The 15974-nt window shown below is 26.5% G+C and carries 12 protein-coding genes and 1 pseudogene; 6 read left to right on the top strand and 7 right to left on the bottom strand.

Translation table 4 applies throughout. The features are described 5' to 3' along the window. The first annotated feature begins 79 nt into the window (after nucleotides 1-79). Nucleotides 80-1119 (top strand): annotated as a pseudogene (gene adhP, locus EXC66_RS00185) (alcohol dehydrogenase AdhP). Nucleotides 1120-1154: 35 nt separating this feature from the next. Here the strand turns inward: adhP and rsmI are convergent. Genes rsmI through dnaX form a run of 6 tightly spaced genes read right to left on the bottom strand, consistent with a single transcriptional unit; the run spans nucleotide 1155 to nucleotide 6542 of the window. After that, nucleotides 1155-1868 (bottom strand): 16S rRNA (cytidine(1402)-2'-O)-methyltransferase, encoded by a 714-nt coding sequence (gene rsmI / locus EXC66_RS00180; RefSeq protein ID WP_112579200.1) that lies wholly within the window; start codon nucleotides 1866-1868, stop codon nucleotides 1155-1157. Further along, nucleotides 1858-2793 (bottom strand): DNA polymerase III subunit delta', encoded by a 936-nt coding sequence (locus EXC66_RS00175; RefSeq protein WP_006886326.1) that lies wholly within the window; start codon nucleotides 2791-2793, stop codon nucleotides 1858-1860. Before EXC66_RS00175 ends, rsmI begins: the two co-directional genes overlap by 11 nt. Then, on the bottom strand, nucleotides 2783-3430 hold the full coding sequence (tmk, locus tag EXC66_RS00170; RefSeq protein ID WP_006886327.1) for a dTMP kinase: 648 nt from the start codon (nucleotides 3428-3430) through the stop codon (nucleotides 2783-2785). The genes EXC66_RS00175 and tmk overlap by 11 nt, the downstream gene beginning before the upstream one ends. Before the next feature lie 16 nt (nucleotides 3431-3446). Continuing rightward, nucleotides 3447-4034, bottom strand: coding sequence for a toprim domain-containing protein (locus EXC66_RS00165; RefSeq protein WP_006886328.1), 588 nt, complete (start codon nucleotides 4032-4034; stop codon nucleotides 3447-3449). 9 nt (nucleotides 4035-4043) lie between these two features. After that, the gene (locus EXC66_RS00160; RefSeq protein WP_006886329.1) at nucleotides 4044-4331 is read right to left on the bottom strand and encodes a YbaB/EbfC family nucleoid-associated protein; all 288 of its coding nucleotides are present in this window, start codon (nucleotides 4329-4331) and stop codon (nucleotides 4044-4046) included. A 3-nt stretch (nucleotides 4332-4334) separates the two neighbouring features. Then, a complete protein-coding gene (gene dnaX, locus EXC66_RS00155; RefSeq protein WP_006886330.1) occupies nucleotides 4335-6542 on the bottom strand; it encodes a DNA polymerase III subunit gamma/tau in 2208 nt (735 codons plus the stop codon). 181 nt (nucleotides 6543-6723) lie between these two features. Here dnaX and EXC66_RS00150 point away from each other — a divergent pair, with 181 nt between their 5' ends. After that, nucleotides 6724-7938 carry an IS3 family transposase gene (locus EXC66_RS00150; protein WP_112579108.1) on the top strand — a complete coding sequence of 405 codons (1215 nt, stop codon included), beginning with the start codon at nucleotides 6724-6726 and terminating at the stop codon, nucleotides 7936-7938. Between the two features lie 45 nt (nucleotides 7939-7983). Here the strand turns inward: EXC66_RS00150 and EXC66_RS00145 are convergent, their stop codons facing one another. Beyond that, nucleotides 7984-8952 (bottom strand): YwaF family protein, encoded by a 969-nt coding sequence (locus tag EXC66_RS00145; RefSeq protein WP_006886199.1) that lies wholly within the window; start codon nucleotides 8950-8952, stop codon nucleotides 7984-7986. A 266-nt stretch (nucleotides 8953-9218) separates the two neighbouring features. Between EXC66_RS00145 and EXC66_RS00140 the strand changes: the two genes are divergently transcribed. The 4 genes from EXC66_RS00140 (at nucleotide 9219) to EXC66_RS00125 (ending at nucleotide 15928) form a co-directional block, all read left to right on the top strand. Continuing rightward, nucleotides 9219-9452 carry a YdbC family protein gene (locus EXC66_RS00140; protein WP_006886197.1) on the top strand — a complete coding sequence of 78 codons (234 nt, stop codon included), beginning with the start codon at nucleotides 9219-9221 and terminating at the stop codon, nucleotides 9450-9452. Nucleotides 9453-9549: 97 nt separating this feature from the next. Next, nucleotides 9550-10890 (top strand): signal recognition particle protein, encoded by a 1341-nt coding sequence (ffh, locus tag EXC66_RS00135; protein ID WP_040544212.1) that lies wholly within the window; start codon nucleotides 9550-9552, stop codon nucleotides 10888-10890. 16 nt (nucleotides 10891-10906) lie between these two features. Further along, entirely contained in the window at nucleotides 10907-12223 is a 1317-nt protein-coding gene (locus EXC66_RS00130; protein WP_006886195.1) for a C1 family peptidase, read from the top strand. 66 nt (nucleotides 12224-12289) lie between these two features. Beyond that, entirely contained in the window at nucleotides 12290-15928 is a 3639-nt protein-coding gene (locus EXC66_RS00125; protein ID WP_006886193.1) for an MIP family Ig-specific serine endopeptidase, read from the top strand. Nucleotides 15929-15974 lie beyond the last annotated feature (46 nt).

The raw sequence follows: 15974 nt of genomic DNA, 5'->3' as shown, positions 1-15974 counted from the left end.
GGAAATTAAAAAATTGGACTAGTATAATTTAAATGAGAAATGATAAAACTAAATTCGGAGGATTTTTAATATGGCAAAAATGAAAGCTTTTGTAGTTCGCTCACCTAAAAATTGAGCTGTGGAAGAAGTGGAAATTCCAAAACCAAAATACAAAGAAGTATTGATTAAGATGGAAACATCAGGAATCTGTCATACAGATTTACATGCTGCTAATTTCGATTGATTAGTAGAACCAAAATATCCATTAATCCCAGGTCATGAAGGAATTGGTATTGTTACTGAATTAGGAGAAGGATGTACACACCTAAAAATTGGTGATCGTGTGTGTTTAGCATGATTACATGATGCTTGTGGTGCATGTGAATTCTGTTTACAAGGAGAAGAAACATTGTGTCCTAATCAAAATATGTCAGCATATACTAAAGATGGATCATATGGTGAATATGCAATTGGTCATGAAGATTATGTAGCTGTAGTGCCTGAAGGACTAGATTTAATTACAGGTGCACCTATTGTATGTGCTGGAGTAACAACATACAAAGCTATTAAAAGAGCTAAGGCTCGTCCAGGATATTGAATGGCTGTTATTGGTGTTGGTGGATTAGGACAATTAGCAATTCAATATGCTAAAGCTATGGGATACCGTCCAATTGGTATTGATCTTAGTGATGAAAAATGTGAATTAGCACTTAAATCTGGTGCTGAATATGCATTCAATTCAAGAAAGGATCAAGATTGAATCAAAAAACTAATTGAAGTAACTGGTGGTGGAGCTCATGCGGTAATTAATACATCAGTCGCTACACAAGCTGCAAACAAGGAATGGAAATATTACGTCGTGGTGGTCGTCAAGTTCTTGTAGGTTTACCATCAAAAGATGCATCAGGTCAAGACAACGTCAAAGTTTCAGTATTTTGAACAGTTTTATTCCAAAGAGAATTAGTTGGTTCAATTGTTGGAACAAGACTGGATTTAAAAGAAGCTTTACAGTATGCAGCAGAAGGTAAAGTAAAATCTGAGGTTACAAAAGTTGTTAAACTTGAGGAAGTAGCAGAGATTTTTGATAAATTACAAAAAGGTGAATTTATCGGTCGTGCAGTTATTGATTATAGAAAATAACAAAAAAGAAAATCATGCGTTAACATGATTTTCTTTTATTTTAAATCAGCATATTTATTGATTTTCTCTTTTTTTGGTTTTTTTATATTTATAACCAAAGTATATTCACCTTTTATTGTCTCTTTTTTAGACATCAAATCAATAATATCTAAAGCATTACCTCTAAAAAATTCTTGGTGTATTTTAGTTAATTCTTTAGCTAAAAATAATCTCTCTTGACCGGAGAATACTTTATATATATCTTTTAATGTATCGACCAATTTGTGAGGTGAAACATAAAAAATATAAGTACCATAATCTAAATCTTTCAATTGATTTACTCTTTGTTGAGTTCTATCTTTAATGAAACCTTTAAATGTAAAATTATTATCTAAATTAGACATTACAAAAGCTGTAACAGCAGCGTTGACACCAGGAATAACTTCAATATTTAAGTTATTTTCATAACACTGTTTAATTAATTCAAATCCCGGATCAGACATAACCGGCATCCCAGCATCAGAAACTAAAGCAATATTAGAACCTTCTTCGTATAATTTTAATAAATAATCGCTAGATGTTTCTTCATTAAAATTATTATAAGTTACCAATTTTTTATCATTAATTTCATATCTATCTAATAATTTCTTTGTTACTCTAACATCTTCACAGGCAATAACATCCACTTCCTTCAGTGTTCTAAGAGCTCTTAAAGTGATGTCCTCCATGTTTCCGATTGGAGTACCAACTATATAAATTTTATTTGTCATATAACTCCATTAATTCAACTAACATTTTCTCTTTTTGAATGTCAAAATTTAATGAACTAGTCAATTTATTAATAAACTCGCTTCCAATGACGATAAATTTAGATAATTTAATGCCTTTGTTTCTCATTTTGTTACTTAAATTCATTGTTTTTGCATATAGAGGGTCAGATGATTTGGTGATATTTGCATTTGCTACTGCCGAAATAAAGAATATTAAAATCTTTAGAATAAAAATGTTTTTTTCAACATCTTTTTTAATTAACATACCAGATAAGTAAACATATAATGTTGAGGGATTGTCTAAAGATTTTAGAAGATTTTCATAAACTTCTTCAATTAATTGATATCATTCATCATCAATATATTTTTTAGATACATCATAATCATTGAAAATATTAGAATAAATAACAGCAACCCATTTAACTACATCAATATCTCTTAGCATTTCTAAAAGGTTATTTCTCGAATCAATTTTTACATTAATAATTTGAGATCTTGATCTTACTGTTTCTATCACTGAATAGAATTTATTAGTTGATAAAATTATTTTTGTTTTATTATTAGGATCTTCTATTCTTTTTAGCACAGCATTTATTGCATTGACACTGGCACATTCAATATTTTTAATAACTAATATTTTTTCTTGATTTTGAACTGCAGAAGTATAATTAAGTTTATCAAATGCTTCAATTAATTCGTTTTTTGAAATATTGTTGTTTTCATTTTGTTCTATAACAAAGATATTGTTATATCTCTCACTAATATTATTTAATGATTTAATACTTGAATTATTTATCTTATTTAGTAAATAAATTATTACTTTATCATTATCATATCCTCTTTGAGAATTGATTAGGAAACAATGCGAAACCCTCTGTGAGCTAAAAATATTGTCAATGATTTTTTTTGTTTGTTTATTTAACATTAATAAAATTCCTAAATTTTGAATTATTTAATAATTGTTCAATCATTTGATTAAATACATCTTCAATACATCTTGTAGCATCAACAACTATGAATCTTTCTGGATCACGATTTATTAGATATTTGTATCCAAAATAAATTTTCTTGTGGAATTCATCGGACTCATCTTCCATACGATCATCAAATAAACGATTAGCAACACGTCTTTTTTTAGACTCTTCGGGATTTATATCGAAAAATATAGTAATATCAGGATAAGTTTTTTCAATTATCAGTTCAGTAATTTCTTCGACATATTGAATTCCTAAATCTCTGCCGAAACCTTGGTAAGCATAAAAACTATCGATGTAACGGTCGCATAAAACCAATTCTTTTTTGTCTAACGCTGGCCAAATTACCTTTTCTAAATGTATTCTACGGCTTGCAGAATAAAGTAAAGCTTCAGATTTAGGACTAAGTTCAGATTCTTTACTTAAAATAAGCTGTCTGATTTTTTCAGCCATTTTAATGTCTTTCCCACCTGGTTCTCTTGTTAAAATATAATGAATTTTAGAATGATTTTTCTTTATATATTCAACCAACATATTAATTAATGTTGTTTTACCAGACCCATCTAAACCTTCGAATGTAATGAACATAATTAACCCTCCGATGTTATTTTGTTCTATTTCTTATTGATTGTTCTAAAGTGATTGTGTCAATATAATCAACACTTGATCCAACCGGTAAACCAATGGCCAATTGAGAAACTTTTATATTATTATCTTTTAATTGTTTTTTTAAAACTTGGCTAGTTAATTCCCCACCTAAAGTCGGACTTATTCCTATAATAACTTCTTCAAAATCTTTTGCATAATAAATTAATTTTTCAATTAATTCACTTGATTCTTCTAAAATTCTCTCATCTGTAATAGTTTTGTTAAAGATAAAATATTTGCCATCATAAATGTTAGCTTTTTCCATTTTATCTATGACTTTAGAATTTTCGACAATAAATAGAATATTACTTCTTAAATTATCGTTACATATTGAACATTTTTGTTCTTCTGTTTGATAACCACATAGTATGCAATACTTGATTTTTCTTTTTAATTCCATGAAAGCATTAGAAACTTCAAGTACATACTTCTCATCTGTTTCAATAATTCAATTAACTATTTTTTCAGCTTGTTTAGTAGTTAAATTATTAATTTTTCTTATTTTATCGATTGCTTCTTCAACAGCTCTAATTTTAATAGACATATTTATTTATTAAAATGGTAAACCATTAGGCATAGCAGGAGCTAATTCTTCTTCAGCTTCCTCTATTTCATCAATCAATTCATTTCAAGCAACAACAATTAAATCTTCAATTAATTCTTTATCTTCTGGGTCAATCAACATTTCATCAATGCTAATTGATTTAATTTTTTTGTTTCCGAAAGCAACGATTTTAACACCTTGTTTTTCTACTATAAATTCTTTTTCATTAAATTCTTTTTGTTTTTTTTCTAATTCAGATTGCATTTTTCTTAATCTTTTTAACATTTCTGGATTCATAAACTACCTCTTTTCTTTAATAATTTTAATTCCTGTTCCAAAAATTCCTGTTACATTTTTCTCAGCATAGTCATTGTCATGAAGTTCATCAAATTCGAGTGACTCAATTTGTCTATTTTGATAGAAATTTATTTCAGCATTACTCATTAATTTAAATTGTTGTACTAAATTATCTCACTCAGGTCTAAGAACAACAATAATTCTTAAATTTCTACTAAAAAATTTATTTACAAAACTTTGGAATCATTTGCCGTGCTTTTCTCTTTCTAGCATTTTAAACGTGTAAGGATCACTAGTAACTAAACAAATATAATTTTTATTTCCAGCACCTATTTTAGCATTTAAAAATAAGTTTATCTGCTCACTAAATTCTCTATACTCATTTTTAAGCTCATTGATTTTTCTTTGTCTTTTTCTATAATCAAGAACATATTTCTCAGATGCTTGTGAAATACAACTTAAAATAACTTTTTTACGCTCGTCTTGACTATTTAACTTATCAATTTCACGATTTGTATTTTTTATTTTACTTATATCTAATATTAATGTTTTATCATTATCAGCATTATTTGTATCTAAAATTTCACTATATAAAGATATTTCTTGAGTAGTAATTAATTTATCATTGTTTGATTCATTCTCTTGAATGACTACGTTTTGAATGTCATTTAAATTTGCTTCATTTTCATTGTATTCATAGAATAATTCAGTTGTTTTATTTATTTCAGTGCTTAAAGTTGATTCTAAATCGTCAACATTTTTGTTCAGAATATTATTTAAGTCATTAACTTGGTTATTAATATTTTTTTGAGATTCTATAAAGTTTTCAAGAGAAAAGTCTTCTGAACTGCCGAATTCATCTTCAAAATCAGAATCACTAAAACTTTCCTCAGCTTCTTGTTTTTTAAACTCTTCAATTTTTGATTCAATTTTATCTTTTAATGAATTGTTTTCAAATTTTAGCCCTTTTTCAAACATTGAACTTTCTTCATCATTAAAATCAAATCTATCATGAGTGTATTTAAGTTCATTAATTTTTTCATTTTGATGTTGCATTGCTTGATTAATCATTTGTTCAACTCTTGAAAGTATTTCAACATCGTAAGTTCCACCCATATTTGTTGTAATAGTTTCTTTATTTAATTTTTGTCTAATTCCACATGTTTGTAAAATGAAGATCTCACAAACTTGGAAAGGAACTTCAGAATTTTTAATTTTGGGCATTCATTCATTAATTTGATCTAAAAATTCAAATGCAAAAATTTCTTGTAATTTCAACAATTCAACTTCGTCTGCTGAAAGTAATTCTAAAACAGACTGATCTCTGGTTCTTCTGAAAATAATTCAGTCTTTAGTGATACTAAACAATGTATCAATAAGAGAATTAGCTTCCATACCTGCATCTCTTAGTGAATTAAAAATATCAATAGAGGTTGTAATATTACCTCTAGAAATAGAATTTAGTAATTGGATTGCATTTCTATTTGAAATTAGTCCAAATGAAATCAAAACATCTTTTTGCTTAATATTTCCATCACTATAAGCTGCAACTTGATCTAGCAATGAAAGAGCATCTCTTAATCCTCCATTTGCTAATCTTGCAATTAACCTCAAAGCTTGTTCTTCATATGAAATTCCTTCTTGGTTAGCAATATAACAAACTTGTGTATAAATTTCACTTGTAGAAATTCTTTTGAAATTAAATCTTTGTGCTCTCGAAAGAATTGTGGCAGGTATTTTTTGCGGGTCAGTTGTTGCTAAAATAAAAATAACATGTTTAGGAGGTTCTTCAAGTGTCTTTAGAAGTGCGTTAAAAGCACTTTTAGATAACATATGAACTTCATCTATTATATAAATTTTGTATCTTCCTTGTACTGGTAGTAATTCAACTTTATTTTTTAAGTCTCTTATTTCATCAACACCATTATTTGATGCAGCATCCATCTCTATAACATCTAAAGAAGTGTTAGAATTTTTAGCACAAATATTACAAATCTTAGTAATATCTTCATCATGCATACAATTTAAAACATTAGCAAAAATCTTAGCAACTGAAGTTTTACCAGTTCCTCTTGGTCCACTAAATATGTAAGCGTGTGTTATTTTTCTACTTAAAACGATGTTTTTTAATGTTTTAACAACATGTTCTTGCCCTTTTACTTCATCAAAATTTACAGGTCTATATTTTCTATACAATGATTTATAGCTCACAATTTCTCCTTGTTATTTTAATATTATAATTTATAAAAAATTAAAATTTAAATAAAGATAAAATAAATAAAATATATAAAAAATTTTTCATATTTAAATAAAATTCGAATAAAAAAGCACACAGTAAACTAGGACACAAAAAGTTGACAAATAAATGTCAACTTTTTTTATTGGAGGAAATATGGGAAAACATTTATCTTCCAATCATTGATTCGAACTCATCAATGATTGGAATAATGGATTATCTAGAAAGATAATCCTTGAAAAATATATTAATTTTTCTGGGCACTGAAAGTTAAAAGCCAACGGGATAAGAACTTTTTTTAGAACATTAAAATATAGAGCAAAAGTTTATAATAAAGGAATGGAATACATTTTAACAAGCAAAAAACATCCTAGTGAGATGAAGAAACGTGGAAGACCCAGAAAAGAAAATAAAGATCAAGAAATTGATTGAAGTGATTTTAAGAGAGAAGAATTGATAGAAATTGCTAAAAGATATGTTGAGATAACTAAAGACATGCCTAAAAGAGAAAAAACAAAAGAATCAAAAGCATTAACTGAAACATCAATTACTAAAATTTCTAAATTATTGAAGATTTCAAGACAATCTATTTATAATACAAGAAAAAGAGATTGTTCAACTAAAAAATGAAATTCTACAATACCTGAAAAATATAGAGAAGAGATTTTAGAAGCTAGAAGAAAACATAAAAATGCAGGCAGAACTAAATTATCAAAAATCATGCAAAATGACTTTAATATAGTATTAAATGAAAGAACTTTAGGGAGATTTCTTAGCAAAAACAACTTAAATTCAGAAATAAGAAAACGTAGAAGAACAAAAGAAATAAAAGATATTAATTACATAGGAGAAGACTTAGTTAAAAGAGATTATAACGATTCTCAAAATCTCAATATTAAGTGTACTGATATAACATACTTACCTGCTACAAAAGATGCAATCCAAAACCACGTTTATCTTTCTGTGATTATTGATCATAGATCTAAATTAGTTGAATCATTTCAACTATCTTTTTACAATGATCTTGACTTAGTTATGGATAATTTAAATAAAAATAATTTCAATAATAAAACTTTTATAGTTCATTCGGACCATGGATTTCAATATACAAACGAAAGATTTATAGATAAAGTCAAATCATTGAATGGAAGAACTTCATACTCAAGAATTGGTAATAGTCTGGATAATAGAGAAGCAGAATATTGGTTCTCGGTGTTGAAAACTGAATTCATTAGAGATTTGAATGTAAGAAATTTAACGTTAAAAATGTTAAATGATGAAATAAAAAAATTCATAAATTATTATAATAATGAAAGAATACAATCAAATTTAAATTGAAAAACACCAAAGCAATTTGCAATGATGTCTTAAAATATTTTTTTGTCAACTTTCGTTGTCCTAGTTTACAGTGCTAATTTATTTTTTTGGGTGTTTACCAAAAAACTCTTTTATTGAGAATTCCTTCTCGATAGAAAATATTTTTATACCATTATTAAATCTAACTTTTACATTAGCTAGGGCAATATGTAACAATGTTGCAAGCACAACAAAAACAAAACCAAAAACAACTTCAGTTATAAACATTAACGGTCATTTAGTTAATGGTGGCAATAATTTTGAAAATGCATTAACTTCATCTACTCCAGTGTAGAAGTAGTTACTTTTTCATCTAAATGGTGCTAAATTACCTGTAATAGAATTTATAACAAAGAATAATAAACAAAGCATACTAAAGAAAATCACTGTTGTAACAAATTCTTTAATCTTATATTTAAAAGGATATAAAACCATTAACGTAGATGAGATAAGGATTAAATAACTGTGAATAAAAATATAATCTCAATAATTATAACTGTCTATATATATCGCAAAACCGTAAATTTGACCTTCGATATATTCTTTTCCAAATACTGTTCCACTAAAATCAGCTTGATATTTATTTACCAAATCAGGCAAGCTCAATGCTAAAACAGCTCCAAAAATTGAAAAAAACGCAATATATCTAAAGTATTTAATTCTATTAAAAAGTAAGATTAATCCTACAAACAAGCACATTAATCTACAAAAATGTAATGGTAATATTTCTCAACTTTTAGGGAAGTGATACACTGCTAAAACAACTGTTCTAGCAACCATAAATATAATTGTGAGTAATCCCGTTAGTCTTATTAGTATATTTCTACTCTTAAGATTAACATCATCACGATTATAATGTTTTCTTATTCGATCTCTAAAAAGTCATAATAAAAACATTGTAAGAAAAATTATGGTCGCAATTAAATAAAAAATAATTTTACTGATTCCACCAAAAGTATCACCAGTTAGCTTAAAGCCTGTTCAAGAGAAAAAACTATTTTCTAAATATCAATATTCTTTTTCTAACATAAATAAAAAGAAAGCATTAATTAACTAAAATTAATGCTATTTTGCTGCAGCTTCTCTTTCTGCTCTTCTTTTAGCTCTTGCTGCTTCTTTAGCTAATTTGTGAGATCTTTTAATTGCACGTGCTTTATTTCTTTCTCTAATTTCTTTACGCATCTTTTCCTCCTATTAGTGTTTTATATAGGAAATTTTACTATAAAATATATAAAATAAAAATATTTAATATAGTTTATAATTATTAGGAAAGTCAATAAGAATTAAGGAGAAAAATGGCAAAGCAAACAAGTCCTGAAATTAGCTATAAAATCATTAAGAATATTGCTGTTTTATCAGAATCAAGTAGTGGTTGAAAAAAAGAAGTTAATTTAGTTGAATGAAACGGTAATAAAGCTAAATACGATATCAGAGACTGAAATTCTGATCGTTCAAAAATGGGTAAAGGCATTACCTTATCTGATGAAGAAGTTAAATCTTTATTTAAAGTGTTAGAAAAGATAAAATAGTTTAATTTAATAAGTCAAAAGTATATCTTTTGATTTTATTTTTAAATTTAATTATTACTTTTTAATGTTTCTTGTGATTTTCTTTTATAATTTAACTATGTTTAATTTTTTAGAAGATAGAATGCAAAAAGCATTACAAAAAATGTCAAAAAAGACGACCATTACGGAAGATGATTTAGTAGAAATTACTAGAGATATTAAAATGTCTCTTTTAGAAGCTGATGTTAATTTAAAAATTGTCAAAGAATTTATCAATAATGTCAAACAAAAGACTATTGAATCAAATCTAATCGGTAAATTGAATCCATCACAACAAATGATTAAAATTGTTCATGAGGAATTAGTTAAAATCCTAGGTGGCAAAGTTATTGAACCTCAAATATCTAAGAAACCTTATATTATCATGATGGTTGGACTTCAGGGAAGTGGTAAAACAACTGCAACAGCTAAAATTTCTTATTTTTTTAGAAAGAAAAAATATGTCGAAAATCCTTTATTAATAGCAGCAGACGTTTATCGTCCAGCCGCTGTTGATCAATTGGTGACTTTATCAAAATCTATTCAAATGGACTTTTATGAGGAAGGTGTAAAAAATAGTCCCATAAATATTGTAAAAAATGCCTTAATTAAGGCAAAAGAGAACAAAAATGACTTAGTTATTATCGATACAGCAGGACGTCTTTCAATTGATGAGAATTTAATGAATGAGCTTTTAGAAATAAAGAAAATTGCCAATCCTGATGAAATTTTCTTTGTTGCGGACTCAATGTCTGGACAAGATATTATCAATGTTGCTCAAACCTTTCATGAAAAACTAAAACTTACTGGTACTATCATTACTAAGTTAGACTCTGACGCCAGAGGAGGGGCTGCTTTAAGCATTAGACAATTACTTAATTTACCAATTCGTTTTATTGGTACAGGTGAAAAAGTAGGTAATCTTGATCTATTTTATCCAGAAAGAATGGCTGATAGAATACTAGGTATGGGTGATGTAATGTCACTTATTGAAAAGGCTAGTGATGTTATAGATGAGAAAAAAGCAGCTAAAATGGTTAACAAAATGTTTTCTGGTAATTTCACTCTAGATGATTTATTAGACCAGTTAAATCAAATGAAAAAACTTGGAAAATTTTCTAAATTATTGAAGATGTTACCGGGTAATTTAAGTAACAAAATCAATGAAGAAGAATTAGATAAAGCTGAAGAAAAAATGAGAATTTACGAAATTTTAATAAATTCAATGACTAAAGTAGAAAGAAAAAATCCTAAACTTCTAAAGCAAGCCTCTAGAAAAGAAAGAGTTATTAAAGGAAGTGGAAGAAGTGCTCAAGAATTCAACAAATTAATGAATGAATATGACATGATGGTTAAGAAAATGAGTGAATTAGGTAAAACAATCGGCAAAGGTGGTAATCCTTTCGGTGGATTATTTTAATGGTTAAGAAGGAAAAATGGAAATAACACAAGAATTATTAAAACAATTTAAGAATAAATATAACAAAAATAAGAATAGTAAAATTATTGAAAATACAATTGTCAAAAACGGAATTGACGCTTCGTCAATAAATCATGAAACAATTAAAAAACATAATTTTGTTTTTAATGTTGAAACTGCAAAAGGTGAGATAACAAACCAAAAAAATAGTGGCAGATGTTGAATTTTTGCATCATTAAACATGGCAAGAATTATTGTAATGAAAAAGTTAAATGTTTCAAATATCGAACTATCTCAGAATTATCTTGCTTTCTATGATAAATTAGAAAAAGCTAATACCTTTTTACACAATATAGAATTAACAAAACATTTAGAAGTTTCAAACCACTTAGTACAACAATTTTTAACATCTCCATGCCCTGACGGCGGTTATTGAGAATACTTTCAAAGTTTGGTTTTAAAATATGGTGTGGTACCTAAGGAAGTTATGCCCGAAACTTTTCAATCTGAAAGAACATACGAATTAAATGATCAAATTTCTTTAAGATTAAGAAAATATGCTAAATTAATAAGAGAATCAAGTTCAAAATCTGAAATAGATAAATTAAAAGAAACTTGTTTGAGTGAAATTTATGATATTCTTTGCAAATCACTTGGTGTTCCACCTCAAAAATTCTCATTTGAATATAAAGATAAAGACAATAAATACGAAAGAATTAACAATATTAGTCCTGTTGAATTTTTTGAAAAATTTATAGGTAAAGAATTTGTCGATAAGGTAGACATAATTCACGACCCAAGAGATATTTATAAACACGGTAGTGCATTTGTATTAAAATATGCATATAGTGTTTTAAACAAAAATGAAGTTAAAATGATTAATGTTCCACTACAAGAGTTAAAAAATGCTACCATTAAGTCTTTGGAAGATGGTAATCCTGTGTGATTTGGATGTGATGTGGGAAAATATTCTAACTCTAAATTAGGTATTATGGACACAGAATTATTTAACTATAACGATATCTTCTCTGATACATCAGATTTTACTAAAGCAGATAGATTACAATATCGTGAAAGCGGTCTTTCTCATGCTATGTCATTTGTTGGTGTTAACATTGATAAAAAACATAAAGTTACAAATTGAATGGTAGAAAACTCTTGAGGAAGTGACTCAGGTAAAAAAGGTATTTTTTCAATGTCCGATAAATGATTTGATGAGTTTAATTATTCCGTAATAGTAGATAAAAAATACATTGATGAGAAATACTTAAAGACTGCTGAATCAGAAATTGTTGAAATTGAACCTTGAGATGTTTTATGTAAATTTAATTAGAAGAACTTTTTGAGTTCTTTTTTTTATTGAAAATGTACTTTTTAATAAAATTAAAGTAGAGGTTATATGAAGAAAAAAACAAAAATTGTATTATTAACTTCAACTGCTATGATTATACCTGCGGTTGCTATACCTACATCAATATATTTATCTGTCAAGAGTAGAAAGAATAACAAAAATAATTTATACAAAGATGCTGCTTTTTTTAATAGCTTATTAGAACAAGTAAAAGAAAGTTATGTAAATCAACCAATAGTTGAGGATGAAATAAAAAATAAAATTAATGAAGCTTTTATTAACTTAAAATCCGAAATCACTATAGATGATATACAAAAAAGTTCAATTCAAATTAAAGACATAGTAAGTGAAATTGATGCTAAACTTAATGACTTTTACCAAAATTTTAAAAATAATTCTTTAACTGAATTAACCACATTAAATCAGCAGTTGAAAATCTATAATTATTCAGACTTAGATAGTTTAATAAACAAAACTTTAGAGGATCTTAACAATATTGCTAATATAGAAGTATTTCACTTGAGTATCAATGCGGCAATGAATAAAATTCACTATGATAATGCACATGAAAATTTAGAAATAATTTTTAGTAAAGTTAAAAAACAAATAATATCAAAAACAAAAAACAATTTAATACAATCAATAACATTGAATTTAAATAAATTGTCTGCTATCGATTCCACAGAATATAAAACTGAGATAGTAAATTTAATTAATGAACTTAATGCACTTTCTAATAATATTTCTAACTTAAGTGAATCAAGTTATTCGGATATTAATTCAACATTAATCCAATTAAATATATATAAAAATGAACTTGAAACTAAACTAGTTGTCAAAATTAATGACTTTCTAACTAAGGTTGAGAAAGAAATTAAAAACAATAAGGAAAAATTACAAAACTCAATAGATGCGTTAAAAATTAAATTATTAGAAAAAATCAATACATATGTAAATCAAGATTTTTATGCGTATTTTAGTGATAAAGAATCTTTTTCAAACTTATTAGATTCAGTCAATAATTTAGAAAGTTACACATTTGAATCATTCAAAACATTAAAAGGGTATGAAGAAAGTTTACAAAACTTGGGTAATCTTTTTGAAAATGAAAAAAGTGAAAAACTAGCTAAATATAGCGCTATAACTACAAATATCGATTCATTAAAAAGCAAATTCAATGAATTAAAAGAACTTATTAATTCACTTGAAGCTTCAGAACAAAATTCATTACTAAATAAATTAAATGAATTGAATAACGAATTGCAATCCTTTATTTCTGCAATAAATCCTTTCTTGATTTCTGAACAAAATCTTGATGTTTTAACTTCACTAGAGCAAAAATACAAATTAATCTATAACGAATATTTAAATATTAAAAATAACTCTTCTAATAACAGTAATAATGAGCAAAAAGAAGATTTACTCTCAAAATTAAATAAATTAAAAAAACTAAACATGTCTTTTGAATTTGAATTTGAAAAACCTTTTACACAAGAAAATTTATTTGATATTGAAAATTCTATTAATTCAGAAAATTTCAATTACAAATCAATATTAGAAAACATTAATTCACTAACTAACAAGTTTAACGAATTAAAAGATAAGGAATTGTTATTAAGACAAAACGAAATTAACAAAATATTAAACGAATTAAACCAATACTCCTTAAAAATTGCAAGTTATGACACCCAAGTTAAAGACATGATTATATCCAATGATTCCTTAAGTAACTGGGTAATTAAAGCTGAATCATTTAAAAATCTATTGAATAATTTAAGAAATTTAATAAATACCACGAATAAAATCCTTAATGAATTGCGTGAAATAAGGGAACTTAAATCATCTCTAACTAACAAATATAAGGAATTAAATGACTATTTTATTTCGTTACAAACTGAACATAATCAAAATAAACAAAAAAGAGATTATTTTGAGCAGTTAAAAAATTCATTTAACTCAAATATTGCACAACTTAACAATTACTTGAATGATGTTAAAGCAATCCAAACAAATAATAATGCTAAAAAACAAGAATTGGTTGCATCTATCGAAAGTTTAATTAATTCATATACTTCATTCAATATTTCAAAAAAAACTTACGTTGACAATGATGGTATAAGTTCATTTATCAATACTCACAATTTAAGCCAAATCGAATCTGAAATCAATAAATTTAAGACTGAGGTTGCAGATGAAAACAGTCATGAAATAACTAATGATAAAAATGCACCATTGAGCTTAGCAGAAGTCGAAAAGTATTATAGAGATAACCCTCGAATTAATAAATTTAATTCGGCTACAACACAACCTGAGAATAAATTTAATTCAAATATTGACTACTTAAAACTCATATTACGTAGATCACTTTCATTTTTATGAAACTTTAAAAAAATTGATGAATCACAGCCATCTAATGAAATCAATACAATTGGTGGTGGTACGTTTTGACTTCTTGATTATAAAAGAATTGAAAACAATAAATATAAACTATTTTTAGGAACAAACTATCACGTTGCAACAAATTTACTTAATCCATCTAACCCCGAAGAATATAAGCAACCATTAAAAAATAGCACAATAAATTCACTATTAATCTCAGTTAATAGATTAATTCTTGATGACAATGGTTACACTTATAAACACGTGTCAACTTTCTTACCAGAGAAGTTTTGACCAAAAATATTCTGATTAGCCCATAATTTTATGAATGAAGGATATGGATTACCAAATAATGAGTTTTATTTTACAGACTTTGCAGTCGTAGAATGAGATATTGATTTGGATGAATTTATGAACTGATATAATCCTGAAATTGCCACAACTCCTGAGTCAATTAAAAAAGAAAAACAAAGATCTGAATTTTTAGCAATGTCAGTAAATAAAACCATTCAAACCTTTAACGAGAGCAAACAAAGATTTAGTTCGGGAAACTATTTAAACAAAGATTGAAATCTTCCTTATGCTAATATTGACTACTATACAACATTGTGAGCTAATAATAATTTAATAAATAACTTAAATAAACCAGTAGACAATGAAGGTAAAACGAATTGAACAATAAACAATATTGAAAACTTGTCTGAATATCTAAAAGATTGACATTTAACAAATGATAAAAAATACCAAAGTAAACCTGATTTTATTCATTTTGCAGGCTATGGGCTAACAAATTGAAATACCCTTGACACAAAGGTTTATTCAACTGTTCCTAGTGGCCAAGAATATAGTGCAGAGTCTAATTATAAAGGTGCACCTAATAATATTTTCTTGATAGACCACCAATATCACGGTACTATCGGTAACTCAACCATTAAGTTTAATAACACAATTCCTAAACAATATGGTCCATGATATATCTATTACACTGATTATAGGACTGTGGGTGGTACTTCGGGTTCATTAGTAATTAACCAAGAAGGTTTACCAATAGGAGTATATTTCGGTAGTGGTAATAGAAGTATAATATGAATGAATAAAAAAGGTGAAAATATAACTCTTTATGAACATTCAATTGTTCCGTTCAGTATTGAAAGAAGTTTTTTCAATGAAATTAATGGTATTCAAGGATACCCATTTAACTTAATTGATGGAAGTGATAAAAGTAGATATCCACATCAAAAGATGTCATTTAAAGAAAAGCTTAAACAAATATATGGTTCAAACTACAAAACTGAATTATTTAATTAATCACATTACTGTGATTTTTTAAATATAAAAAAATTGACTTTTGTCA

Source organism: Mycoplasmopsis anatis (genome assembly GCF_900660655.1).
GTDB lineage: Bacteria > Bacillota_I > Bacilli_A > Mycoplasmatales > Metamycoplasmataceae > Mycoplasmopsis > Mycoplasmopsis anatis.
This window is presented reverse-complemented; position numbering and strand designations above follow the sequence as displayed.